This is a genomic window from Sanguibacter hominis ATCC BAA-789 (assembly GCF_012396185.1).
In the GTDB taxonomy this organism is placed as follows: domain Bacteria; phylum Actinomycetota; class Actinomycetes; order Actinomycetales; family Cellulomonadaceae; genus Flavimobilis; species Flavimobilis hominis.
On record NZ_JAAXOW010000003.1, the window covers coordinates 170424 to 194548 of the forward strand.

General features: G+C 73.1%; 21 protein-coding genes. 5 read left to right on the forward strand and 16 right to left on the reverse strand.

Going from position 1 to position 24125, the window contains the following annotated elements:
- Positions 1-3 precede the first annotated feature (3 nt).
- The 8 genes from HF995_RS10475 to HF995_RS10510 all read right to left on the reverse strand — a co-directional run bounded on the left by HF995_RS10475 (position 4) and on the right by HF995_RS10510 (position 7462).
- On the reverse strand, positions 4-1170 hold the full coding sequence (locus HF995_RS10475; protein WP_168447750.1) for a DNA glycosylase AlkZ-like family protein: 1167 nt from the start codon (positions 1168-1170) through the stop codon (positions 4-6).
- 56 nt (positions 1171-1226) lie between these two features.
- Positions 1227-1631, reverse strand: a complete 405-nt coding sequence (locus HF995_RS10480; protein ID WP_168447751.1) for a FluC/FEX family fluoride channel — start codon at positions 1629-1631, stop codon at positions 1227-1229.
- Positions 1628-2041 carry a fluoride efflux transporter FluC gene (locus tag HF995_RS10485; protein WP_168447752.1) on the reverse strand — a complete coding sequence of 138 codons (414 nt, stop codon included), beginning with the start codon at positions 2039-2041 and terminating at the stop codon, positions 1628-1630. The genes HF995_RS10480 and HF995_RS10485 overlap by 4 nt, the downstream gene beginning before the upstream one ends.
- Positions 2042-2088: 47 nt before the next feature.
- A complete protein-coding gene (locus tag HF995_RS10490; protein ID WP_168447920.1) occupies positions 2089-3102 on the reverse strand; it encodes a LacI family DNA-binding transcriptional regulator in 1014 nt (337 codons plus the stop codon).
- 166 nt (positions 3103-3268) lie between these two features.
- On the reverse strand, positions 3269-4180 hold the full coding sequence (locus tag HF995_RS10495; protein ID WP_168447753.1) for a carbohydrate ABC transporter permease: 912 nt from the start codon (positions 4178-4180) through the stop codon (positions 3269-3271).
- A complete protein-coding gene (locus HF995_RS10500) occupies positions 4177-5181 on the reverse strand; it encodes a carbohydrate ABC transporter permease (RefSeq protein WP_168447754.1) in 1005 nt (334 codons plus the stop codon). Before HF995_RS10500 ends, HF995_RS10495 begins: the two co-directional genes overlap by 4 nt.
- Positions 5182-5318: 137 nt before the next feature.
- Positions 5319-6641 carry an ABC transporter substrate-binding protein gene (locus tag HF995_RS10505; protein WP_350308843.1) on the reverse strand — a complete coding sequence of 441 codons (1323 nt, stop codon included), beginning with the start codon at positions 6639-6641 and terminating at the stop codon, positions 5319-5321.
- A 314-nt stretch (positions 6642-6955) separates the two neighbouring features.
- Positions 6956-7462 (reverse strand): DUF2505 domain-containing protein, encoded by a 507-nt coding sequence (locus tag HF995_RS10510; RefSeq protein ID WP_168447756.1) that lies wholly within the window; start codon positions 7460-7462, stop codon positions 6956-6958.
- A 105-nt stretch (positions 7463-7567) separates the two neighbouring features.
- Between HF995_RS10510 and HF995_RS10515 the strand changes: the two genes are divergently transcribed.
- The gene (locus tag HF995_RS10515) at positions 7568-9028 is read left to right on the forward strand and encodes a sensor histidine kinase (RefSeq protein ID WP_168447921.1); all 1461 of its coding nucleotides are present in this window, start codon (positions 7568-7570) and stop codon (positions 9026-9028) included.
- A gap of 45 nt (positions 9029-9073) precedes the next feature.
- On the opposite strand, the gene HF995_RS10520 is transcribed toward HF995_RS10515, so the two are convergent.
- On the reverse strand, positions 9074-9808 hold the full coding sequence (locus HF995_RS10520; RefSeq protein WP_168447757.1) for an alpha/beta fold hydrolase: 735 nt from the start codon (positions 9806-9808) through the stop codon (positions 9074-9076).
- A gap of 87 nt (positions 9809-9895) precedes the next feature.
- On the opposite strand from HF995_RS10520, the gene HF995_RS10525 reads away from it, so the two are divergent.
- Complete coding sequence (locus tag HF995_RS10525; protein ID WP_168447758.1) at positions 9896-10606, forward strand: helix-turn-helix transcriptional regulator; 711 nt, start codon at positions 9896-9898, stop codon at positions 10604-10606.
- Positions 10607-10707: 101 nt separating this feature from the next.
- On the opposite strand, the gene HF995_RS10530 is transcribed toward HF995_RS10525, so the two are convergent.
- Positions 10708-10956: a WhiB family transcriptional regulator gene (locus tag HF995_RS10530; RefSeq protein WP_098458591.1), complete on the reverse strand. Its 249-nt coding sequence runs from the start codon at positions 10954-10956 to the stop codon at positions 10708-10710.
- A gap of 221 nt (positions 10957-11177) precedes the next feature.
- On the opposite strand from HF995_RS10530, the gene HF995_RS10535 reads away from it, so the two are divergent.
- A complete protein-coding gene (locus HF995_RS10535) occupies positions 11178-11603 on the forward strand; it encodes a hypothetical protein (RefSeq protein WP_168447759.1) in 426 nt (141 codons plus the stop codon).
- Positions 11604-11647: 44 nt separating this feature from the next.
- Here the strand turns inward: HF995_RS10535 and HF995_RS10540 are convergent, their stop codons facing one another.
- From HF995_RS10540 to HF995_RS10560, 5 genes are all read right to left on the reverse strand, one after another.
- The gene (locus HF995_RS10540; protein ID WP_168447760.1) at positions 11648-15625 is read right to left on the reverse strand and encodes an FtsK/SpoIIIE domain-containing protein; all 3978 of its coding nucleotides are present in this window, start codon (positions 15623-15625) and stop codon (positions 11648-11650) included.
- A gap of 106 nt (positions 15626-15731) precedes the next feature.
- The gene (locus tag HF995_RS10545; protein WP_168447761.1) at positions 15732-18326 is read right to left on the reverse strand and encodes an ABC transporter permease; all 2595 of its coding nucleotides are present in this window, start codon (positions 18324-18326) and stop codon (positions 15732-15734) included.
- Positions 18323-19147, reverse strand: coding sequence for an ABC transporter ATP-binding protein (locus HF995_RS10550; protein WP_098458594.1), 825 nt, complete (start codon positions 19145-19147; stop codon positions 18323-18325). The genes HF995_RS10545 and HF995_RS10550 overlap by 4 nt, the downstream gene beginning before the upstream one ends.
- 175 nt (positions 19148-19322) lie before the next feature.
- Positions 19323-20039, reverse strand: a complete 717-nt coding sequence (locus tag HF995_RS10555) for a response regulator (RefSeq protein WP_168447762.1) — start codon at positions 20037-20039, stop codon at positions 19323-19325.
- Positions 20036-21394: a sensor histidine kinase gene (locus HF995_RS10560; protein WP_350308844.1), complete on the reverse strand. Its 1359-nt coding sequence runs from the start codon at positions 21392-21394 to the stop codon at positions 20036-20038. Before HF995_RS10560 ends, HF995_RS10555 begins: the two co-directional genes overlap by 4 nt.
- A gap of 186 nt (positions 21395-21580) precedes the next feature.
- Here HF995_RS10560 and HF995_RS10565 point away from each other — a divergent pair, with 186 nt between their 5' ends.
- Positions 21581-22264 (forward strand): response regulator transcription factor, encoded by a 684-nt coding sequence (locus HF995_RS10565; protein ID WP_168447763.1) that lies wholly within the window; start codon positions 21581-21583, stop codon positions 22262-22264.
- A 2-nt stretch (positions 22265-22266) separates the two neighbouring features.
- Positions 22267-23604, forward strand: coding sequence for a sensor histidine kinase (locus HF995_RS10570; RefSeq protein WP_168447764.1), 1338 nt, complete (start codon positions 22267-22269; stop codon positions 23602-23604).
- A gap of 12 nt (positions 23605-23616) precedes the next feature.
- Here the strand turns inward: HF995_RS10570 and HF995_RS10575 are convergent, their stop codons facing one another.
- Positions 23617-24120: a GtrA family protein gene (locus tag HF995_RS10575; RefSeq protein WP_168447765.1), complete on the reverse strand. Its 504-nt coding sequence runs from the start codon at positions 24118-24120 to the stop codon at positions 23617-23619.
- Positions 24121-24125 lie beyond the last annotated feature (5 nt).

Below are 24125 nucleotides of genomic sequence, written 5' to 3' on the forward strand. Positions count from 1 at the left end.
CGCTCACACCGCGACGGCGGCGCGCTCGCCCTCGACGGTGAGCCGCACGTCAGCGACGCCCCGGTATCTCGCGAGCAGGGCGGCCTGCTCCTCGACGAGGTGCCCCAGCGACGCGCGCCAGCGCCGCCACGGGCGCACCGTCACGTCGAGGTGACGCCCCGAGACCTCGCTCCGCCACGACCCCACGAGCTCGCCGTCCGCGAGCACCGCGCCCGGGCGCCCGACAGGCCGCCACAGGTCCTTGCGGTCGTGCGCGTCCGGCACGAGCAGCTCGCGGTCGCGCGCGACGAGGAACGGGTCGCCCGGCCCGAGGAGACGCACGCCCGACGGCGCGCCCGCCCGCCGTGCCCGGCCCACCGCAGCCTCGTCCTCGGCAAGGATCTCGACGCCGTCCTCGTCGTGGTCCTGGACCGTGACGGGGATCGTGTCCCGCGGCCACGCCGCACGCACGTCGCGCACGGGCGCCTCGAGGAACGCCGCCACCTGCGCGGGCGAGGAAGGACCGAAGAAGCGCAGGTAGCCGCGGACGACGTCGAACCGCGGCGCGGCGTCCCCGGCACGGTGCCCGAACATCGCCGGCTCGAGCCCCGGCACGCGCCGCAGCACCGGCGGCGCCGTGTCCGGGCACAGCTCGAGGCCAGCCTGGAAGGCGGCCAGCCGGAACGGCAGCTCGAACAGGTGGCGCGTGCCGCAGCCGGGGCAGTCGCGCAGGTACGGGTCGCCGACCGTCGCCGACAGCGCCGTCGACGCCTCACCCTTGGGCACCGGGTCTCGTGCGATCTCACGCAGGTGCCGCGCGACGATCGTCAGCGCGTCGAGCACCGGGATGCCCGCCTCCCGTAGCGGTCGCGCGGCCGTCAGCACCCGCTTGGCGGCGTCCGCCTCCGAGAACGGTGCCGTCGCGACCGCCACCCGCGCGAGGTCCGAGCGCCGGTACAGGTGCGGCGCGCCGCGCAGCGTCCACACCCGCGCGAGCTCGTCCGGGCCGGCAGGCGGCGCCCCACGGTTCGCGAGCGCCCACGCGCCCGCGGGCGATCCGGTGTCGGGCACGCCGAGGTCAAGGATGTCCACGTCACGCGGGTTCTGCGCGACGCCGGGAGCCCGGTCCAGCTGGTGACGCGCGACGCGGAGCCTCATCACGTCCGCGCGCGTCAGGGTCAGTGTCCCCATGCACAACTCCTCGTCGAGTCGTCGGACCTGCACCATATCGCGCGCCCTGCGCGAGGTCACACGATGGTGCCGAGCCGATACCCGATCGTGGCGCAGGCGAGACCGAGGACGACGTGCGCGGCCAGCAGGAGGGCGAGCCGAGCCCGTGCGCGGTCCCGGACGAGGTCGACAACCTCGACGCCGAGCGTCGAGAACGTGGTCAGCCCGCCCGCGAGGCCCGTGCCCAGTGCGAGCAGGCCCGTGGTGCCGAGCGCGCCGACGTCGTACCGCCCCGCAGCCCAGCCCAGGAGGACGGTGCCGACCAGGTTGACCGCGAGCGTCGACCAGCCGGGGGAGAGGTACCAGCGCTCACCGCGCCGCGCGAGAGCGTGCGCGAGCACGACCGCCTGCACCCGCTCGGCGAGCGCCCGGAGCACTGCGCCGACGGCCGCTCCCGCGGCAACCACGAGCAGGGCCGTCACCGCGCCCGCCTCGCGATCCTCGACCCGGCGACGCTCCCAGCGGCGGCCGACGCAACACCGACGACGAACGACAGGCCCAGGTATGCGAGAGCCGTCCCGGCCGAGCCCGAGCGCTCGAGGCCGGCGACCGCATGCATGACGGCGGAGAACGTCGTGAACGCCCCGAGGAACCCGGTGCCGATCAGCGGCCGCCACCAGCGCGGGGCGAGGCCGGGACGCACCCACCCGGTCAGGAGGAGACCGAGGGCGAAGCAGCCGACGACGTTGATCGCCCATGTCGTCCACGGGAAGCCGCTCCCGTCGGCGAACGCCTGCGTCAGTCCGTAGCGTGCGCTGCCGCCGGCAGCGCCACCGAGAGCGACGAGGGCGAGCGACCAGCCGAGAGGCAGGTCAGGACGGGGGCGCAGCACGTCGCAAGGGTACGCCTGCCGCAGCGGAGGCGGAGACGCGGAGGCGCTCAGGCGCTCAGGCGCTTGACGAGGCGGGCCGGGAACACGACCGGCGGGACGTCGTCACGCACCGACGAGTGCGTGCCGCTCTCGAGGAGCGCGAGGAGCTGCTCGACCGCGCTCGAGGCCATCTCCACGACAGGGTTCCGCATGGTCGTCAGCGGGGGGATCGCGGTGGCCGCGAGGCCGAGGTCGTCGTAACCGATCACCGCGACGTCGTCGGGGATTGACTTGCCCGCCGCGCGCAGCACGCGCATCGCACCGATCGCGAGAGCGTCCGACGCCGCGAAGACAGCGTCGATGTCCGGGTGAGACTGCAGCAGGCGCGCCATCGCACGCTCACCCTCGGGGACCGAGAAGTCCACCTCGACGGACGCGTCCGTGCGCAGGCCCGCCTCGGTCAGCACCTCGAGCCAGCCCGTGCGCCGGTCGATGCCCGCAGCCATGTCCTGAGGGCCCGCGATGTGCGCCACGCGGCGCCGACCGAGCCCGAGGAGGTGCTGCGTGGCCATCCGGCCGGCCGAGACGTTGTCGACGTCCGTGTAGAACAGGCGGTCGGCGCTCTCGAACGGGCGGCCGACGAAGACTGCCGGGACCGGCGACGTCTCGAGGGTCTTCTCGAGCCCGTCCTCACGGTGGTGCGAGACGATGACCGCGCCGTCGACGTGTCCCGAGCGCAGGTACCGCGCCACGCTCGCGGCACCCTCACCCTGCCGGGCGATGAGCAGCACGAGCTGGAGGTCTGTGTGGGCGAGTGCCGCGCTCACGCCGCGCAGCGTCGCACCGATGAACGGGTCCGTGAGCAGACGCTCGTCGGGCTCAGGGACCACGAGCCCGATCGAGTCGGTGCGCCTCGTCACGAGGGACCGCGCCGCGCGGTTGGGGACGTACCCGAGCTGCCGCGCCGCGTCGTCGACCGCTGCCTGCGCCTCGGGGGAGACCCGGGCGCCGCCGTTGAGGGCGCGCGACGCCGTCGAGCGCGACACGCCCGCCGCCGCAGCGACCTCGTCGAGCGTGGGCATGGAGGAGTCGTTCGCCGTGACCAGAGTTCGAGTCGTCACTGGCTCCTGCTTCCGGTGCGGTCTCCGTCGAGCGGATGTCGACGGCAGGGTAGCGCGTCAGGCGCCCACCCTCAGAATCGGCCAGGTGCTGCGGGCGGTGCGGCAGGTGCCGCACCGCCCGGAGACCTCAGCCCTTGACGGCGCCGGCCATGATGCCGGCGACGAGCTGCTTGCCCGCGATCACGAAGACGATGAACAGCGGGAGGGTCGCCAGGAGCACGCCCGCCATGATGAGCGAGTAGTCCTGGAAGTACGACGCCTGCAGCTGACGCACCACCATGGGCAGCGTCGGGTTCTGGTTCGTCAGGATGATCGACGGCCAGAAATAGTTCGTCCACGAGCCGATCGCCGTGAACAGCGCGAGCATCGCCGCAGCCGGGCGAGCCGCGGGAAGCGCGACGTGCCAGAACGTGCGGATCATCGACGCGCCGTCGACGCGTGCCGCCTCGATCAGCTCGTACGGCAGGGCGTTCTCGAGGAACTGGGTCATCCAGAACACGCCGAACGCCGTGACGATGCCCGGCAGGATCACCGCGCGCAGGTCGCCGGACCAGCCGAGCTCCCGCATGACGATGAACAGCGGGACGACGCCGAGCTGGGTCGGGATCGCCATCGTCGCGATGACGAACACGAGCAGCGGGCCACGACCGCGGAAGCGGAGCTTCGCGAACGAGTAGCCGGCGAGTGTCGAGAACATCACGACGCTCGCGACCTGGACCACCGCGACGATGAACGAGTTCACCAGACCCTTCATCAGCGGGATGTCGCTGTCGAAGACGCGCTTGATGTTCTCAGCCAGGTGACCGTCCGGCACGAGGTCCGGCAGCGGCGACTGCGAGATGATCTCCTGCGTCGACGACGCGAGCAGGATGACGTAGTACAGCGGGTACGCCGAGATCAGGATGACCGCACCGAGCAGGAGGTACGTGACCCAGCCCGGGCGCTTGTTCGCGCCACCGACGTTGCGGTTGCGCTTGCGCGCGGCGGCCTTGGCTGCGCCGGGGCCGGCGCTCTGGGCGATGGTGGCGACGGAGCTCATCGCTTACCCCCGATCTTCTTGCGGGACTTCTTGACCATCTGGTCGGAGGCCGCGATGCGGTTGGACAGTGCGAAGTTGAGGATGCCGATGATCACGATCACGAGGAACAGCAGCAGCGCGACCGCGGAGGCGCGGCCCAGGTTCTTCTGGTTGCCCCAGCCCAGGTCGTAGAGGAAGAGCGTCACGGTCAGCCACTGGCCGTCGGCGCCGCCGCGGCCGGTCGAGTCGAACACGCGCGGCTCGTCGAAGATCTGCAGGCCACCGATCGTCGAGGTGATGACGACGAAGATGATCGTGGCCTTGAGCTGCGGCACGGTGATCGAGAAGAACTGGCGGACGCGGCCCGCGCCGTCGATCACTGCGGCCTCGTAGAGGTCGCGCGGGATGGCCTGCATCGCAGCGAGGAAGATGAGGGCGTTGTAGCCGGTCCAGCGGAAGTTGACCATGCTCGCGATCGCGAGGTGCGACGGGAGCACCTCGGCGTGCCACGCGATCGGGTCCATGCCGATGAGGCCGAGCAGCTCGTTGATCGCGCCGTACTGGTCGCCGAAGAGGCGGGAGAAGATGAGGCCGACGGCGACGGGGGCGACGATGTAGGGCAGCAGCACGCCCATGCGCCAGAACGTCTTCATCCGCAGGTTCGCGTCGAGGACGGCGGCGATGAGGATCGCCGCGATGACCTGCGGGACCGACGACAGCAGGAAGATCGAGATGGTGTTGCGCAGCGCCAGCCAGAAGTTGGGCTGCTCCATGACGGACGTGAAGTTCTCGAACCCGACGAAGTCGCCCTGCCCGCTCAGCAGGTTCCACTCGTGGAGGGAGACGTACCCCGTGTAGATGAGGGGGAACAGGCCCGTGATGGCGAACAGGATGAAGAACGGCGAGATGTAGAGGTAGGGCGAGACCTTGACGTCCCACCGGCCGATCTTCTGGCTGAACGCGACTCGCCGCGGGGGGCGCGCGGGCGCGTGCGCGGGCTTGTCTGGTGCGAGGACTGACATGGATTTCCTTCGGAGCGCGGGGGGCACGTCGGCGGGCGTGACGCTGATCAGCCCCGGATCGTGGGGTGCGTCGCCCCCGCCCGAGGGCGGGGGCGACGCGTGCGGCTAGGCCGCGGTGTGGCAGGTGAGACGACGGATCAGAGGCCGAGGGCCTTGAAGTCGCTCAGAGCCTTGTCCCACGACGCCGCAGCGTCCGTGTTCTGGTTGACGTCCACGCGGTCGATCGCGTCCTGGACCGTCTGGTGGATCGCGAAGTAGTTCTTGCCCTTGAACGGCTGCGGGACGCCGTCGATGGCCTTCGCGCGGGCGGAGAAGATGGCGCCGACGGGGGCGTCGTTGAAGAACTCGTTCTTGGCGTCGAGCAGGTCCTTCGAGGACTGCGCCTCGATCTGGCTCGGGAAGGTGCCGGCCGAGTTGAAGGCCTTGATCTGGACCTCGGGGGAGGTCAGCCACTGAGCGAGCTTCTTCGCCTCGTCGACGTTCTTGCCGGAGGCGGGGACGGTCAGGAAGGAACCGCCCCAGTTGCCGCCGCCACCGGGGAAGACGTCAGCGACGTCCCAGCCCTCGACGCCACCGGAACGCTCCTCGATCGGACCCGTCATCCACGCGGGGCACAGCATCGTCGCGAAGCCGTTCTTCTGGAACGCGGTGTCCCAGTCGCCCTGCCACTGCTTGAGGTGCGCGGACAGGTCCGGCGCGACGGCGAGGATCTGGTCGTACAGGCCCTTGACCGTGGTGTTCGACGCGAGGTCGGTGGGCTCACCGGTGGCCGGGTCCTCGTACGGGGCCTCGACCTGGCCGATCATGCCCTGGAGGATCGCGTTGGAGTCGTCGTACCAGGCGGAGTCGGACTTGGCGACGAACTGCTTGCCGACCTCGAAGTAGTGGGCCCAGTCGCCCTCGAGGAGCTTCGCAACCTCTTCGCGGTCGGTCGGCAGGCCGGCCTCCTTGAACAGGTCAGAGCGGTAGCAGACGGCCTCGGGGCCGATGTCGGTGCCGTAGCCGATGAGCTTGCCGGACGGCGTCTTGCCCTGGTTGAGCTTCCACTCGAGCCAGCGGCCGTCGACCGCGGCGTCGGTGAGGTCCGCGAAGGCGTCCTCGACCTGCGAGAGCTCCGGCATCCAGTCGATCTCGATGGCCTCGATGTCGGCGAGGCCGTCGCCGCCCGCGGCGATGCGGGTGGTCAGGTTGGCGCGCGCGTCCTTCGACTCGGCGGCCTTGGTGTGGACGACCTTGATGCCGGGGTTGGCGTCCATGTACTCCTTGAGGAGCTCGTCCGTGTAGCCGAAGTTGTTGAACGTAGCGACGGTCAGGGTGATGTCCTTCGCCCCGCCGGAAGTGCCGCCGCTCGCGCCCGGGGTCGCGGGCGTCTCCGTGTCGTTGCCGCCGCATGCCGAGGCGAGCAGCGAGATCGAGGCGATCCCCGCTACAGCGACCCACTTCTTGCTGTTCTTGCGCACTGTGACTCCTTCGTCCTGGCAGGCGTCGTCGCCGTGCCGTCCGCGTGCCTGCCCCTGATGGTCCGACACGATGTCCGGCGGCCCCGGTCCGGGTGAACCGAGGTGGAAGCGCTCCCACATGCAGACCTGCGCGGGTCTGACTCGAGTGTGGAAGCGTTCCCATGCCGCTGGTGTCATCGTGGCTTTGGTGTGGGAGCGCTGTCAAGGCGGGGTGTGACCGGTGCCTCGTCGTCTGTTGCCGAAACAGTGAAACTGCAGGTCAGAGCGTCGCGACGAGCGCTCGTGTTGCGGAATCGTTATGGATACGGAAGCGCTCAGGCGCTCTCGCGCGCCCCGCCGAGCCAGGCGCGGACACGCTCCTCCTCGGCGTCGAGGACCGACCTCAGGGTCGTTGCCGCGGCCTCCTCGACTGCCGCGCCGAACACGGGGAGGGATGCCGTGACGGTCCCCTCGTAGGTGACGGTGCAGCCCTCGGGAGTCTCCGCGAGCGAGACCGTGCCCGACATCCGCACAGGCGTGCCCGTGATCTCGACCGCGACCGTCCCGAACCAGCGGCCAGGCTTCGGCGGCTCCCACACCTCGACGTGGCGCACCTCGAGGCGTGAGCCCACGAACGCGCGCACCTGCACGGGGATCTGCGTCGTGGGCATCGTCCTGCGCAGCGTGATCCGCAACGAACCGTCCGCCGCAGGGTCGACGACGCTCCCCTCGACGGTCGTCGACTCGACCGACGCGCGGAACACGACGAACTCCTCGTCGCTCATGAGCGTCATGAGCTCGTCCGGACGGACGGGAAGGCTCTGCTCGACGGACAGCCGCACGGTCGCTCCTCGATGCTGGGTCTCGGTCAGCACCGAGCCTAGTGCGTAGATCCCTGCGGGGCACGGGGCACCGACCCGTCTCGTTAGGCTGGGCGCGTGTCCACGATGAGCGACCTGATCTCCCACCACGGCGACCTCGACCCGGCCGACGTCGACTGGCTCCACCTGCTCGTCGGCGACTGGCAGGTGATCTCCGACCTGGCGTTCGCCGACCTGGTCCTGTGGCTGCCGACCCGGGAGGGCGACTTCGTCGCGATCGCGCACTGCCGCCCCTCGACGGGGGCGACGGTGCACTACGACGACATCGTCGGGTCGCGGCCCCCGGCAGGACAGGTCGCGTGGCTGCGGCGCGCGCTCGACGAGGTGCGGTCCCAGCGCGAGCGTGAGCCCCGCTGGCTGGGCGCCTACGCCGTGCGCGAGGAGGCGGTGCCGGTCGTGCACCGCGGCCGCCCGCTCGCCGTCCTCGTCCGCCAGACCTACCTCGGCTCCGGCCGGACACCGAGCCGCCTCGAGCTCAACTATGTCGAGGCTGCCGACGGGCTGCTCGGCATGATCCCGCGCAGCGAGTTCCCCCACCCCGACTCGGCTGCAGGCCCCCGCCGTGGCGCGCCGCGCGTCGGCGACGGCCTCGTCCGCCTCAACTCTGAGGGCGAGGTGCTCTACGCGAGCCCCAACGCGCTCTCGTGCTTCCACCGGCTCGGCGTGCTCGGCCCGCTCGTCGGCGAGTCCCTCGTCGAGGTGACCGCCGAGCTCGTCGAGCAGAAGGCTCCCGTCGACGAGTCGATGCCGCTCGTGATGATGGGGCGTGCGCCGTGGCGCACGGAGCTCGAGTCCTCGACCGTGTGCCTCTCGGTGCGCTCGCTGCCGATCACCGAGGACGGCCGGCGCATGGGCGCCGTCCTCCTGTGCCGGGACGTCACCGAGGTCCGTCGTCGTGAGCGCGAGCTGCTCACCAAGGACGCGACGATCCGCGAGATCCACCACCGCGTGAAGAACAACCTGCAGACCGTCGCGGCGCTGCTGCGCCTGCAGGCCCGCCGCATGAACGTCCCGGAGGCGCGAGCCGCGCTCGAGGAGGCGATGCGGCGCGTCGACACGATCGCGCTCGTGCACAACTCGCTGTCGCAGACGATCGACGAAGAGGTCGAGTTCGACGACATGCTCGGCCGCGCGCTGCGGCTCGCCGCGGACATCGCGTCGGCGGACACCTACGTGCGCACGGTCTCGACCGGGTCGTTCGGCAAGGTCTCCGCCGAGGACGCGACGGCGCTCGCGCTGATCCTCACCGAGCTCGTGACCAACGCGGTCGAGCACGGGTTCGTCGGGCGGTCGTCGGGGACCGTGACGATCGACGCGCAGCGCGAGGGCGCGCACCTCGTGGTGCGCATCGCGGACGACGGCGTCGGGCTCGAGGGCGGCACCGCCCCGGGCTCGGGGCTCGGCACGCAGATCGTGCGGACGCTCGTCAGCAACGAGCTGCGCGGATCGATCGACTGGCACGGCCGCCCCGAGGGTGGGACCGAGGTCGTCGTGTCGGTCGACCTGCGCGGCGCACGGCAGGACTAGGCCGGACGGCGCGTTCACGCGCGAGCCGCCCGGCCGGAGCCTGCGTCAGGGGCAGGCTGCGACGTCCGCGACGACGCGGGCCAGGTCCGCGGGCCTGCTCCACATCGGCCAGTGGCCCGTCGGGAGGTCCACCACGTCCACGTTCGTCAGACGTCCCACCTCGGCGAACATCGGGTGCCCGCCGCTCGCGAGCTGGTGCACCTGCTCGCCGGAGATCGAGCAGCACACGAGGGTGGTCGGGACGTGGCGGCGGGCGTCGTCCGTCAGGGCGACGGGAGTGCGGATCGCGGCAGCAGGTTGCGGGACGGAGCGGGCCCGGAAGCGGGCGAGGGTGGCTGCGTCCAGCCCGTCGAGGCTCGCTTGCGCCCCGAGGACGTCGAACGGGGGCAGCGGCACCTCGGCCACCCCCTCGGGGAGGTCGGGAGCGGGGGTGGTGCCGGGCGTCACTGGGCCGCTGTCGACCCACACCACGTGGCTGATCGATCCCGGGTGGCGATCGAGGGCGACGCTCACCGGGGCGTTGGCCCCGCTGTGGGCCACGACGACGGGAGCCGTTCCTTCCTCGCCGGCGGCGCGGACCGCAGCCTCGATCGCGGCGACCTGGTCGTCGAGCGTCCGCCCGCACCGCTCCGGGTCGTCGCCGTCCAGGCCCGGAAGGGTCAACGGCACGGGTCGGTGACCCAGGGTGGTCAGCTCGGCTGCGACCTCGTCCCAGGCCCAGGCGCCGAGCCAGTGGCCGGCGATCAGCAGGATGGTCGGTGAGCTCGTGTGCGTCGTCATGGGTCGATGCTCGCAGCGCCCGGCGACAACGGTATGTCACCATCTCTGACATGATCATCGGACGCGGAGCATGAGGACGAGCACGCGGTGAAGCGGACGGAACGGCTGCACGCGCTGTCCGAGACCCTGCGCCGCAGCGGCCCGCGCGGATGCACGGCGCAGCGCCTCGCCACGGACCTCGGCGTCTCCGTCCGCACGATCAAGAGGGATCTCGCGGCTCTCGACGCCGCCGGTACGCCCGTCTGGTCGCGGCCGGGGCCGGGCGGCGGCTACGGGCTGGCCGCCCGCACCAGCCTCCCGCCCGTGAGTCTCTCGCCCGCGCAGGCGGTCGCGCTCCTCGCCGCGGTGTCCGCCGCGCGCGACGCCCCGTTCGCCGACCTGGCCGCGACCGGCGTCCGCAAGGTCCTCGACGTCCTCGACCCGGTGTCGCAGGCGCGGGCCGAGCAGCTGGCAGGACGCATCTGGGTGGACTCCGCCCCGGCGTCGCGCCGGACCTGGTCGGCGCTCGAGCAGGCGATGGCGGAGCGGCGGGTGGTACGGATCCGCTTCGTGGCGCGGGACGGCGCCGTCACCACGCGGGACGTCGATCCAGTCCTCTTCGCTCAGGCGGGCGGGAGCTGGTACCTGATCGGTTGGTGCCGCCTGCGGCGCGCGATGCGCTGGTTCCTCGTCGCGCGGATCGCGCGGGCGAGCGTGACGTCGACCCCGTGCGACGAGCATGCCGTCGCCGACGTCGGCGTCCCTCCGGCAGGCGCGCGGCCCGTGCACGAGGGACCGCACGTGCCAGGGGCCGTGTAGGGGACCCGGGGGAGGGCCGGGGCCTGCTCCGCAGACCCCGACGACGGACGAGGCCGGCCCCGCCATGCGGGACCGGCCTCGTCGGACGTCGTGCGGAGGGCTCAGCCAGCGCGGCGAGCGCGCGCCGTACGGCGCTTGAGCGCGCGGCGCTCGTCCTCGGACATGCCACCCCAGACGCCCGCGTCCTGACCGGACTCGAGCGCCCACTTGAGGCACGTGTCGACGACGTCGCAGCGACGGCAGACCGCCTTCGCGTCGTCGATCTGAAGGAGCGCCGGACCGGTGTTGCCGATGGGGAAGAAGAGCTCGGGGTCCTCGGTCAGACACGCGGCGCGGTGACGCCAATCCATGGGTACTCCTCGGGATGTGGACGCTCCTGGGCACAGTCCTGCCCGGGGATCCATCGGTGGGGGAAAGTTGCGGCGACGAAAAGTCGACCTCATCAAGGTTCACACCGCAACGCCCTGATGACAAGAGTGTGACGGTGACTATCTCGAAGAATGGCGTGAGGGTTTTGTCACAGGCCACAAGCCTTTACAGCCGCGCTCGTGCGTTCGCCTAGGGTGGTGGCGTGCATCGATCCCCGCTGGACGAGTCCCCTGCCCCCCCCGTCGTGCCGCAGGCGCTGCGCGTCGTGCTCGCGGCCGTGGTCGTCGAGGTCGTCGCTCTCGTCGCGGCTGGCGGGTTCACGCTCATCGAGCTCGTGCGAGGCAACGGCTCGGCCGGCATCAACATCTTCCTCGCCGCGTTCGCGTGGGCGCTCGCCGCGGTGCTCCTCGCAGCGGTGCGCGGTCTGCGGGACGGTCGGCGCTGGGGGCGGTCGCCCGTCATCACCTGGCAGCTCTTCCAGGCCGTCATCGCGATCACGTGGCTCCAGGCGGCGCTCAACCCGTTCGCTGTCGGGCTCCTCGTCCTCGCCCTGGGGATCGTCGTCGGGCTTCTCCTCCCGCCCGTCGTCGAGGCGACGACGCGCGACGCGCGCACGCCCGACGCCTGAGCACGCCCCACCCGGACGACCCACCCGCTGGGTTCGCGGCGTCCTCACGGCTCGACGAGCTGGACAGGCTCGACCAGGCGGCCGTGCACGAGAGCGCCGCGCCCGGGGGCGCCGGGACCAGGCTCGGTCGCACGGCCGAGCGGGCTGCCGAGCACGTCGACGCTGCCCGGCCGCCCCGGGTCCAGGACGATCCCCGTGCGGCGCGCCCGCGCGGTCGCGAGCGGCCCGCGCACGGCGCCGAGGGCGGCACCGGTCGTCGCCGTGAGGATCGCCCGCGTCACGGCGGGCACCGCCAGGAGACGCTCGAGCTCGACCGGGGCGCTCTGCGCGAGGAGCGGTACGTCGTCCACGACGACCACGAGGTCCTGAGCCTCACCTGCTGACGCCGCCTCCTCGATCTCCGCCGCGAGCCGGACGAGGTCGGACGGCGAGCCGTCGACCGCGTGGTGCGCCGCCCCGGAGGCGGCGAGCGGACCGTCGAGCGCGACGGTCACGACGCGCCCGGCTCCGTGCCGGGCGACGAGCAGCCCGGCCAGGTGGGCGGCCGCAGTCGAGCGACCCGCGCCGGGCGGGCCCACGACGAGCGCTCCGCGACCGACGTCGAGGAAGCGCACCCCGCCGTCGTCCCCACCCATCCCGACGGGGAGGTGCCACGGTCCGGGCGCCGGCCGGCCCTCGCGGTCTCGCCAGGCGGCGAGCGCGTCGTCGAGGTCGCGTCGGCGGACGCGCCCAGGGACGGGCGCGAGCCGCAAGGGCGGCGTGCGGGCGACCGTGTCACCGGCACGTGCCAGAGCAGCGTGGTCGTGGGAAGCCCCGAGGTCCGGGGAACCGTCGACGAGCGCAGGCCCCCCGAGCGGGGCGACCGCGGGGTTGGTTCGCGGTCCCGTGCCGGGCAGCAGCACCTGCGCGAGGAGCGGGCCGTCCGGCCCGAACCACACGGCGCGCCCCGGAGGGCCCCCGAGGCCTGCGAGGGCGGTCGGGACGCCGCGCGCGACGTCGGCGGCCTTGCTCCGGTCCCCGAGGACGACGCGCGAGCCGACGTGGGCGAGCAGCGTGCCCGGCAGGGCCCGCGCGGAGGCGAGCGCGAGGTGCACGACCGTGCTGCGCGCGAGCGCGACCAGAAGGTCCGGTCCTACGCCGCGGTCCACGAGCGCGAGCGCTGCGAGCACCGTCTCGAGGTCGTCGACGAGCAGGAGCGTCGGGTGCGCGTCCCGTGCACGCGCCAGGCGGTCGAGGAGGTCGGCTGCGCGGCGGGGGTCGCGCGCGTCGACGACCGTGCCGAGCCCCGGCGCCGGCGTGCCCGCGAGGACCTCGCCAAGGGTGTGCACGTGCCACCCGCGCGCGAGCGCCGCGAGTCCGAGCAGGCGCAGCGCGCTGCTCCGTCCGCTCCCAGGCCCGCCCTCGACCACGAGGTGCCCGTCGCGCGCGGGGTCCCACCGGACGAGCGTGCGCCGCTGCTCCGCGGGCACGTCAGCGAGCGCGACCGCGAGCCCGGGACGTGGGTCGCTGACGCCCTCGACGTCGCCGAGCGTGACGCGTGCGGGCAGGCCGGGGAGCCACGGACGCCGCGGGCGAGCCTGTCCCGTGGCTTCCGCCGCCGCGCGGGCGGCGGTGACGAGACCGCGCAGGACGTCGTCGGGCGAGGTGTGCAGCCCGAGCGCGCGTGCCGTGCGGGTGCCCCACGCGGGGATCCGTCGGGCGTCGGGCGTGTCCACGGGCGCTGCGCTCGCGGCGTGCGCCACCTGCACCGTGCGGGCGCCGCTGCGGCTCGTGACGACGACGGCGCGCCCCGGCGCGTGCGCGGGCAGGTCGGCGGCCTGGGGAGTGTCGACGACGTCGCGCGACTCGGCGGGGTCGTTGACGCGCAGCGCGACCCGCAGCCCGAGGTTCGCGCGCATGTCCGCGTTGACGGCGCCGCCCGGCCGCTGCGTCGCGAGCACGAGGTGCATGCCGAGCGAGCGGCCCTGCGCGGCGAGGCGCAGGAGGGACGGGACGAAGTCGGGGAGGTCCTGGGTCATCGAACGGAACTCGTCGACGACGACGAGCAGCCGGGGGACGAGCTCGTCTCCCGGCCGGGCGAGCGCGCGGTGCTCGTCGAGGGTCGTCGCGCCCGAGGCGGCGAACAGGGCCTCGCGGCGGCGCATCTCCGCCTGCAGCCCGGTGAGCGCCCGCGCGGCGAGGCCGCGTTCGAGGTCGGTGACGATCCCGACGACGTGCGGCAGCCCGGCGCACGCGCCGAACGACGCGCCGCCCTTGTAGTCGACGAGGGCCATCGCGAGGTCCGACGGCGGGTGGGTGAGCGCGAGGCCGCACACGAGCGTCTGGAGGAGCTCGGACTTGCCCGCACCCGTCGTCCCCGCGACGAGACCGTGCGGTCCGTCCCGGGTGAGGTCGAGCTCGAGGACCTCGGGCGGGCCGACCCGGCTGGCGGCGAGCCCGAGCGGGGTGCGCAGACCGCTCGGAGGGACGCTCCAGCGGTGTGCGACGGCGTGGGCGACGGCGCCTTGGTCGCTCGTGGCGGGCAGCCCGAGCAGGGCGGCGAGCGGCACGACGGCGGGGAGCGCGCCACCTGCCACGGCGCGGGAGGCGAGGTGCCGGGCGACGTCGTCGGCCCACGGGACGTCGACGCCGGGGCCGCCGACGCGGTCCGCGCACCACGCGGGGACGTCCGGCTCGTCGGCCACGAGGAGCAGGGACGCGGTGGGAGGGGCGCCGGCCCACCACCGGCTGAGGACGCCGTCGTCGAGGTCGCCGACCCGCACGACGACGAGCGCCAGGTCCTCGCCGTCGAGCGGTGACGCGCCCGTGACGAGGACATCGGGGCGGGTGATCGTGGCGCCGGGCACCCACCGGCACCAGGACCAGGCGCTCGCGGCGTCTGCGGTCGCGACGACGACGCGTCCGTGCGGGTGCGCCGCCGCCCATGCGCACACGTGCGCCCTGGCGCGCCGCTCGGCGCCGGGGCCGGTCGCGGCGGTCGCGCGCGGGGCCGTGCTGGCCGCGGTGCCGCGAGCGCCACCGTCGCCAGGGGTGCGCAGGAGTGCGTCGAGCAGGGTGGCTGGTCGGTCCCGCAGAGAGGTCCAGTCGACGCCGCCCAGGTCGACGTGGCCGCCTCCCGGCCGCGGCTCGGACGCACCCTGGGTCCCGTCGGTGCGGGCCTCCGGGAGCCCGCCGCCGGACGACCCTGCGGGCTGGGCCCGTCCGGAGAGCGCCGGGGGCTGCGTGGCCGACCGTGAGCGCACGAGGCTCTGCAGCCCGAGCGTGAGGGGCCCGGCGAGCGCGAGCAGCGCGTAGGCGGGACGTCCGGTCATCGTCGCGAGCGCGAGGCCCGTCAGGGCGGGGGCGACGAGGAGGGCCCACGGCGGGCCCTGGCGGTTCGGGTCGGTCGCCGGCACGCGCGACGTGACGACGGCGACGTGGCTCGCGCCGTCCGCCTGCCACACGAGGGCGCAGCCGGGCCGCAGCAGCAGGGGACGGCCGCTCCAGCGGCGCACGCGTCCGCGCGCCGTGCGGATGCGCACGGTGCGGGCGTTCTCCCGGGGGAGCGTGGGGCGTCGCCGCACGGTCATGCCGCGCGGGCCTGGGGCGGCCCGCAGCCGTGGCCCACCCAGGACCGTCGGGAGGGCGTCGGCCGCGAGGACGAGCCCGGCGTGCGGGCCGTCGACGACGTGCCACACGAGGGCGTCGTCGCGCGTGCGCCGCGCGAGGTCGACGGGACCGAGGCGGTGCGGACCGCGCCGCGCGTCCGTGCCGCTCGCCTCGATGCGCGCGCCGTCGAGCAGCGGCGCGTGCCCCGTGAGGGCGTCGGCGTCGAGCGGGGTGGCTCCGCAGCGGAGCGGCACGTGCAGGAGGTCGGAGCGGCCGAGGGTCCGCGCGAGCGTGGGCCGCAGGTCGGCCAGCCGGATCCCCGCGCGGACCTCGACGTCCTCGTCGGGTGCGAAGGTCAGGCGGACGTACGACGGCGAGGGCCCGGACCGCGGGGGAGCGGGACGGCCGATCGGCGAGAGCGGTGAGCGTGGCACGGGACCTAGCGTGCGTGCCGGTCCCGGGCGCGACGACGCCGGGCCTGCAGCCGGTGGACGAGGTCCACCGGTCCACAGGCCCGGCGTCGTGCGGTGACGGCGTCCGTCAGTCGACGGCGAGCGCCTCCACCGGGGAGGTGCGGGTCGCGCGGCGCGCCGGGAGGACCGACGCGACGAGCCCGGCGAGGACGGCGACGACCAGGACGAGCCCGAGGTCGCGCCACGGCACCGCGAGAGCGATGTCGCCGATCGTGCCCAGCGCGGCGGCCGAGCCGGCCCAGCCGTACACGGTGCCGAGCACCACGCCCAGGCCGGTGCCGACCAGGGCGATCAGCAGGCCTTCGACCGCGAGGGTCAGACGCAGCTGCTTGCGGGTCAGGCCGATCGCACGGAGCATCGCGTTCTCCCGTTGCCGCTCGAGGACCGACAGGGACAGCGTGTTGGTCACGCCGATGAGCGCGATGAACACGGCGACCGCGAGGAGGCCGACCACGACTGCGAGCAGCGCGTCGATCACCTGGTCGAACATCGCGCGCTCGACGACAGGACCTGTCGTCCACACACCGAGGTCGTCCACGACCTCCTGGATGTCAGCGACCGTGCTCCGGGGGTTCTCCGGGTCGGCGACCCGGACCAGGAGCGAGTTCGTCACGGCGCCCGGGTCGAGCTTGAGCAGCGTCGCGGTGGTGACGGCGATCTCGAGGCCGGCGGGCATGGACGGCACGACCTGGACGGTGAGGTCGGCGGTCGCACCGCCGGCACCCACGAGGGTGACCTTCTGCCCGTCCGTGACGTTCGAGCCGGACGCCCAGTTCTTGCTGATCACGAGCGAGTCGTCGGTGAACGGAGCGAGGTCCGTCGTGTCCCGCATGACCGTGGCTGCGGTCGCCGGGTCGATCGCGTCGATGATCGGCCGTCCCTCGCCGTCGCCCATCGCGACGTCGAACGGTACGTCGTCGCCCTTCGCCTCGACGAGGCCGCGGGTGATGGTGGCGGTCGCGGTGACGCCGTCGACGGCAGCGATCTGCGAGGTGACCCCGGCGTCGAGCTGGGTCTTGTTCTTGCCGTCCGCGCTGAGCTGGTGCCCGCCGAGCACGGCGACGTCGACCGAGTAGCGCTCGTCGAACGACGCGTTGAACGTCTGGCGTGCGCTCTCGGCACCCGTCGTCATCATGACGACGAGCGTGACGCCGATCAGCAGGGCCGTGCTCGTCGCCGCGGTGCGGCGCGGGTTGCGCAGCGTGTTCGCCGTGGCGAGGCGTGCGCTCGGGCCGGTCCTGGCGGCGAGGCTGCCGACCCAGGCGGTGACCTTGGGGATCCAGAACACGGACCCGACGGCGACGCCGACGAAGCTGAGAGCCCCGCCCGGGATGCCCACGAGGAGCCCGATCATCGGCTCCTTCATGAGGCCTGCGGCAGCACCGAGCCCGAGCATCACGAAGCCGATCACGGTCATGAGGGTCGCCGTGACGAGGCGACCGGTCGAGCCGCGTCGGACCGACGGGGCGTCCGCCGGGCGGAGCGCGGCGAGGGGCGCGACCCGGGTCGCGGCACGTGCGGGAGACGTCGCAGCGAGGACGGTGACGAGCAGGCCGGCGAGGAGCGGCACGGCGAACACGGCCACGGACACGGGAACGACGGTGGGCAGGGGCACGCCGACGTCGCGCGTCGAGAGCACGCTGAGCGTCACCTGGGCGGCGCCGAGGCCGAGCGCGATGCCGGAGAGCGACGCGAGCAGGCCGAGGATCGTCGCCTCGAGGAGGACGGACGTGCGCAGCTGCCGCTTGTTGGCGCCGACGCAGCGCAAGAGCGCGAGTGTCCGGGTGCGCTGTGCGACGAGGACCTGGAACGTGTTGGCGATGACAAGGCCCGCGACGATGAGTGCGAGCGCCGCGAACGCGAGGACGACGTACGTCACCGTGTGGGCGTCACCTGTGAGCTGCCGGGCGATCTCGCCTGCCTGCTCCTGGAGCGTGCGGGCCACGACCTGGCGGCCGTCGGTCGACAGGGTCGACTCGATCGTCTGGGCGACCTCGGCGCGGTCGGCGTCGTCGGTGAGCGTGAGCCCGACGGCATCGGCCGGCGGCTGCTCGCCCCCGTTGTAGGAGAGGAGCCAGCGGTCCACGTCGGCCTGGCTGGCCATGACGGCGCCGCCCTCCATCGCGAACGCACCGTTCGGGTCGTCGAGGATGCCGACGACGGTGAGCGTCTCGGCGCCGGTCGCGTCGGAGCCGTCCGTGGCGACGACGGGCGTCGTGACGGTGCCACCGACGGTCGCGCCGAGGCGGTTGGCCATGTCCACGGGCAGTGCGACCTGGCCGGGGCTCGTGGGCAGCGCGCCGCGGAGTACGACCTGGGCGTCGAGGCGCGGGTCGCTCGCGGTCGGGACGACGCGCGCCCAGATGTTGCGCTTGTCGGTCTCGATCTGGACGCCGAGCTGGGCGTGGACGGCCGTCGCCTTGACGCCGTCGACTGCCGCGACCTTGGCGACCTCGTCGGGAGTGAGGCGGTCACCGAGGCCGACGACGACGAGGTCGGACTTGGCGTACACGGCGGCGATCGCGTCGGTCGACGTGCGGGTGATCGTCTCGCCCGCGACGAGGGTCGCGGCGACGAAGGCGGTCCCGATCATGATGGCGACGCCGGCGGCGACCAGCCGGCCGACGCTCTTGCGCATCTGGGAGAGGGTGAGGCGGATCATCGGCGCTGCCCCCCTGCGGCAGCGTCGACGCCCTGGGGCGCGGTGGTGACGGTGTCGAGCGACCGGAGCGCGTCGAGCCCGGCGAGGACGGACTCGGGCGTCGGGTTCGAGATGTCGCCGGCGATGCGGCCGTCGGCGATGAGGATGACGCGGTCGGCGTACGCGGCGGCGGCCGGGTCGTGGGTGACCATGATGATCGTGCGGCCGAGCTCGCGCACGGACGTGCGCAGGAAGCTGAGGACCTCGGCGCCGGAGCGCGAGTCGAGGTTGCCGGTGGGCTCGTCGGCGAAGACGACGTCGGGCTTGGCGATGAGCGCGCGGGCGATCGCGACGCGCTGCTGCTGGCCGCCGGACAGCTCGGACGGCCGGTGGTCGAGGCGGTCCTGGAGCCCGAGCGTGTGGACGAGCGTGTCGAACCACTGCTTGTCGAGCTTGGTGCTGCCGAGGTCGAGCGGCAGGGTGATGTTCTGCTCGGCCGTGAACATGGGCAGGAGGTTGAACGACTGGAAGACGAAGCCGAGGCGCGTGCGGCGCAGGTTCGTCAGACCGTCGTCGTTGAGGCTCGTGATCTCGGTGTCGCCGAGGAACGCCTGGCCGGCCGACGCTGAGTCGAGGCCTGCGAGCAGGTGCATGAGGGTCGACTTGCCCGAGCCGGACGGGCCCATGATCGCGGTGAACTGACCGCCGGTGAAGTCGACGTCGACGTGGTCGAGCGCGACGACCTGGCTCGCCCCGGAACCGTAGATCTTGGTGAGGGACCGGGCGCGCACCGCGGCGTCGTGCGACAGTCCCGTCGCGCTGGGGGCGGGGGTGGTCTGCATGGGTCGTTCTCCCTGAGGATCGTCGTGCTGTGGTGGGTGCTCGCGGCGGCGAGCTCCCTGACACTGACGACGTTACGGATCCCCAGGTGGCGGCCGCGTCCCGCCTCGGGCGGGTCCTCGGTCGGGGCCTGTCATCCCGTGGTCGTACCCCCGCGTGCGGCGGCGGTACGACGGGTCAGGTACCTGGCCGGACGACGCCCGCCTCGTAGGCGACGACGACGGCCTGGACGCGGTCGCGGGCGCCGAGCTTGGCGAGGATGCGGCCGACGTGGGTCTTGACGGTCGCCTCGGCGACGAACAGCTCGCTGGCGATCTCGGTGTTGGAGCGGCCGCGCGCCATGAGCACGAGGACCTCGTGCTCGCGCTCGGTGAGCGTCGCGACCGCGTCGGCGGCGGCAGGGTCTGCGGCGGTCTCGGGGGTGAGCGCGGTGACCATGTGCTCGAGGAGCCGGCGGGTGCTCGACGGCGCGATGACGGCGTCGCCCTGGTGCACGGTGCGGATCGCGGCGAGCATCTCCTCGGGTGGGGCGTCCTTGAGGAGGAAGCCGCTCGCGCCTGCGCGGATCGCCTCCATGACGTACTCGTCGAGGTCGAACGTGGTCAGGACGATGATCTTGGGCTGCTGGTCGGCAGGAAGGCGCTCGTGCCAGGCGGCGGTGAGCTGTGCGGTCGCCGCGAGGCCGTCGAGCTGGGGCATGCGCACGTCCATGAGCACGACGTCGACGGGGTGGTCGGAGAGCAGGCGCACGGCTTGCGCGCCGTCGCCCGCCTCGATCTCGACGCGCAGGTCGGGCTGCGAGTCGATGACCATGCGGAAGCCGGCCCGGACGAGCTGCTGGTCGTCGACGAGGGCGACACGCACCTGGGTGGTGTCGGTCGAGGGGACGGTCACGGTGTGCTCCCGGGGGTGGGGACGCCAGCGGCGTCGGGGTAGGCCGGTGCGGCTCCTGGCCGCACGGTGACGGGCGGGACGGGGAGCTCGAGGTGGACGCGGAAGCCACCTCCGGGCCGGGGCCCGGCGGAGAGGCTCCCGCCGAACATGGTGGCACGTTCGCGCATGCCGACGAGGCCGTGCCCGGCGCCGTCGCTCGAGGCGGCGGCGCCGCGTCCGTCGTCGGTCACGTCGAGCGTGAGCTGGGTGGCGTCCCAGCGCAGGAGCACGGTGACCGACGCCGAGGGACCCGCGTGCTTGAGCACGTTCGTGAGCGACTCCTGGCACACGCGGTAGACGCTCAGGCCGACGCCGGGCGGGAGCTGCCGCGGGGTGCCCATGCGGACGTAGGACACGTCGACGCCGCTCGCGCGGACCTGCTCGACGAGGGTCTCGAGGTCGCCCGACGCGGGCTGCGGGGTGCGCTCGGCGCCGTCGGCGACCGGTGCGCCTGCGGGACCGGGCCGCTCGAGGCCGGGCTGCCCGCCGAGGCGACCAGAGGACGACGACGGGTCGTCGGCCCGCAGGACGCCGAGGAGGCGGCGCATGTCGGCGAGCGCGTCGCGCCCCGTCTCGGCGATCGTGCCGAGCGTGCGCGCGGCGGCGTCGGGGTCGGTCGCGGCGGCGTACCTGCCGCCGTCGGCCTGGGCGATGATCACGGAGAGCGAGTGCGCGACGATGTCGTGCATCTCGCGCGCGATGCGGGTGCGCTCGGCAGAGGTCGCGAGCTGTGCCTGCTGGTCGCGCTCCCGCTCGAGGCGGTCGGCGCGGTCGACGAGCGCTGCGATCGTGTCGCGCCGGGAGCGGCGCATGAGCCCGAACGCCCACGAGGTGACGAGCACCATCGACGACGTGAACATCACGATGAAGGCGGTGACGATGCCCTCGCCGGTGGGGTCGCCGCTGAGGAGCGCCGCGTTGGCGGACAGGATCGCGCAACCGACGAGGCCGCTCAGGAACGCGGTGAGGTAGGACCAGCGCGGGCCGTGGAGCGTCACCGAGTACAGGGCGACCGGGATGGCGACGACGCCGAAGGGCAGCGCGGCCGACGCGTCAGAGAGCGCGAGCGGGACGCCCGCGAGGTAGACGAGGACGACCGAGACCACGGGGTAGCGGCGCCGTACGGCGAGGGGGGCGAGCAGCGCGACGCTGTAGACGAGCTCGCGGCCGGCGTTGCCGTAGACGAGGACCGTGAAGAAGAGGACCGTCAGGGTGAGGATCGAGTCGATCCACAGCGCGTTGCGCTCGTGCCAGGGCACGCGTCGCACCGGGGCGGGTGCTGCCCGCCAGGGCGTGGGGTAGGTCGGGTCCGGCACGCGTCCAGCGTAGGTGCGCGCTGACGACGCGGCGTCATCCTGCGGGCCGACGTGGGGGCGCGGCTGGTACGTCCGGGGGTGCACGGCGTGACGTGCGCGACACGACGGCGGCGCGACGTGCGACAACCCGGGCTCTTTCCGCGAGCGAGGACTGGTCTTCAACGACTCATGACCTAACATGAACGAATGACCCATGTGCTGCTGGCTGAAGACGACCCGGCGATCGCAGAGCCTCTCGCGCGTGCGCTGACCCGCGAGGGATACAGCGTGGTCGTGCAGGGGACCGGCCAGGGAGCCATCGACGCTGCTCCTGGCGTGGACCTCGTCGTCCTCGACCTGGGCCTGCCCGACATGGACGGCCTCGACGTCGCCCGGGCGATCCGCTCGCAGGGCCTGACGACGCCCGTGCTGGTCCTCACGGCGCGCGCCGACGAGGTCGACCTCGTCGTCGGGCTCGACGCCGGCGCTGACGACTACGTGACCAAGCCCTTCCGGCTCGCCGAGCTCCTCGCGCGCGTCCGGGCGCTCCTGCGCCGCACGCACGGCGAGGTCGAGACGGACGAGGAGCTGCGCGCGCAGGACGTGCGCGTCGACGTGTCCGCGCACCGCGCGTTCCAGGGTGAGCACGAGCTGCACCTGACGACGAAGGAGTTCGAGCTGCTGCGCGTGCTCGTCGCGAACGCGGGCTCGGTCGTCGTGCGGGACTCGCTCATGCGTGAGGTGTGGGGCTCCGAGCTCGTGGGCTCGACCAAGACTCTCGACATGCACGTGTCGTGGCTGCGCCGCAAGCTCGGCGACGACGCGAACGCGCCGCGCTACATCTCGACGGTGCGGGGCATGGGCTTCCGCTTCGAGACCGGAGAGCACTGACCTTGCGTCGCCGGATGATCCTGGCCACCGTCTCGGCGGTGGCCGTCGCGGTCATCCTCCTCGGCTTCCCGCTGGCCTTCCTCGGCGCTCAGCTTGTCAAGGACAACGAGCTGCGCGAGCTGCAGATCCGCGCGACGAACATCGCGCGCGCGGTCGAGGGCCGGCTGGGCCGTGAGGACCCCGTCACTGCCGACGTCCTCGAGCCGTACGTCGGCGGCGAGGGCCGCCTCGGCGCCTACATCGAGGTCGTGCTGCCCACGGGCGAGCGCGTCACGGCGGGCGACGTCGTCGAGGGGCGGCGCCAGATGGTCGGTGCGCTCGGCTCGAGCAGCAACACGCTCGTCTACGTGTACGTCCCGTACTGGGACCTCTACCTGCGCTCCGTGCAGATCATCATGCTCGTCGTCGTCGCGGCGGTCGTCGCGCTCGGCGCGAGCATCCTCGTGGCGATCTGGCAGGCGAACCGCCTCTCGGCACCGCTGCTGTACCTCGCGGCGTCGGCCGAGCAGATCGGCTCGGGCCAGGTGCGGCCGCGCGTCGAGCCGTCCGGCGTCGAGGAGATCGACCTCGTCGCTGCCGAGCTCGTGCGCAGCTCGGACCGTCTCGCGCAGCGGCTCGCGGTCGAGCGGCAGTTCTCGTCGGACGCCTCTCACCAGCTGCGGACACCGCTGACGGCGCTGACGATGCGCATCGAGGAGATGGCGCTCGCGGCACCGGACAACGAGGAGATCCAGGAGGAGGCGCGCGTCTCGCTCGAGCAGGTCGAGCGTCTCGTCACCGTCGTCGACGACCTGCTCGCCCGGACGCGGCGCGCGCTCGGCGGCAACAACGAGGCGGTGCGGCTCGCCGACGTCGTCGGCCAGCAGGTCGAGGAGTGGGGCCCGACCTTCGAGGCGCTCGACCGCGAGCTCGTCGTCGACGTCGACCGGGCGACGATGGTGCTCGCGACGCCGGGAGGTCTCGCGCAGGTGATCGCGACGCTCGTCGAGAACTCCCTCAAGCACGGTGGCGGTACGACGACGGTGCGCTCGCGTGCGAGCGGTACGAGCGGCGCGGTCGTGATCGAGGTCTCGGACGAAGGGCCGGGCATCCCGGACGAGATCGCGCCGCACATCTTCGAGCGTGAGGTGACGTCGGGTGCTGGGACGGGCCTGGGCCTCGCGCTCGCGCGGGACCTCGCGGCCGCTGACGGCGGCCGGCTCGAGCTGTCGCAGCGTCGCCCGCCGGTGTTCTCGCTCTTCCTGTCGGGCGTGCCGAAGTCGCTCGACCCGTCGATCGTCCTGCCGGTCGGGTCGGTCGTGTCGTCGGGATGGAGCCGACGGCGGCGTCCGCCGACCTGACCGAGCCGTGGATCAGTGCGTCGGGGTGGCCGACGACGGGGCTGCCTGCTCCTGCACGGCGACGTCCGAGACCGCGCCGTCGCGCACGTTGGTGAACACGAAGGTGCGGTAGGCGACGTAGCGGAACGCCATGCCCAGCACGAGGCCCACGCCGTTGGCCGCGATGTTGTCCGCGAGCGGCGAGTCGAGCCGCAGCACGTAACGGCTCACACCGAGGCATGCGACCGCGATGAGCATGCCGCCGACGTTGACGATGACGAACGCGACGAGCTCGCGTCCGTGGGTGTCCTGGCGGCGCGCCGAGAACGTCCAGTAGCGGTTGCCGAGCCACGACACGAGGGTCGCGACCACGACGGAGATGACCTTGCTGGTCAGCGGCTTGTGCCCGAGCACCTGCCCGGGCCCGAACATGAGCAGGTTGAACAGGCCCATGTCCACGACGAACGCGACCGCGCCGACGGATCCGAAGCGGAAGAGCTCGAGCAGCCTGCTGACGACTGCGGAACGGGACACCATGGTGA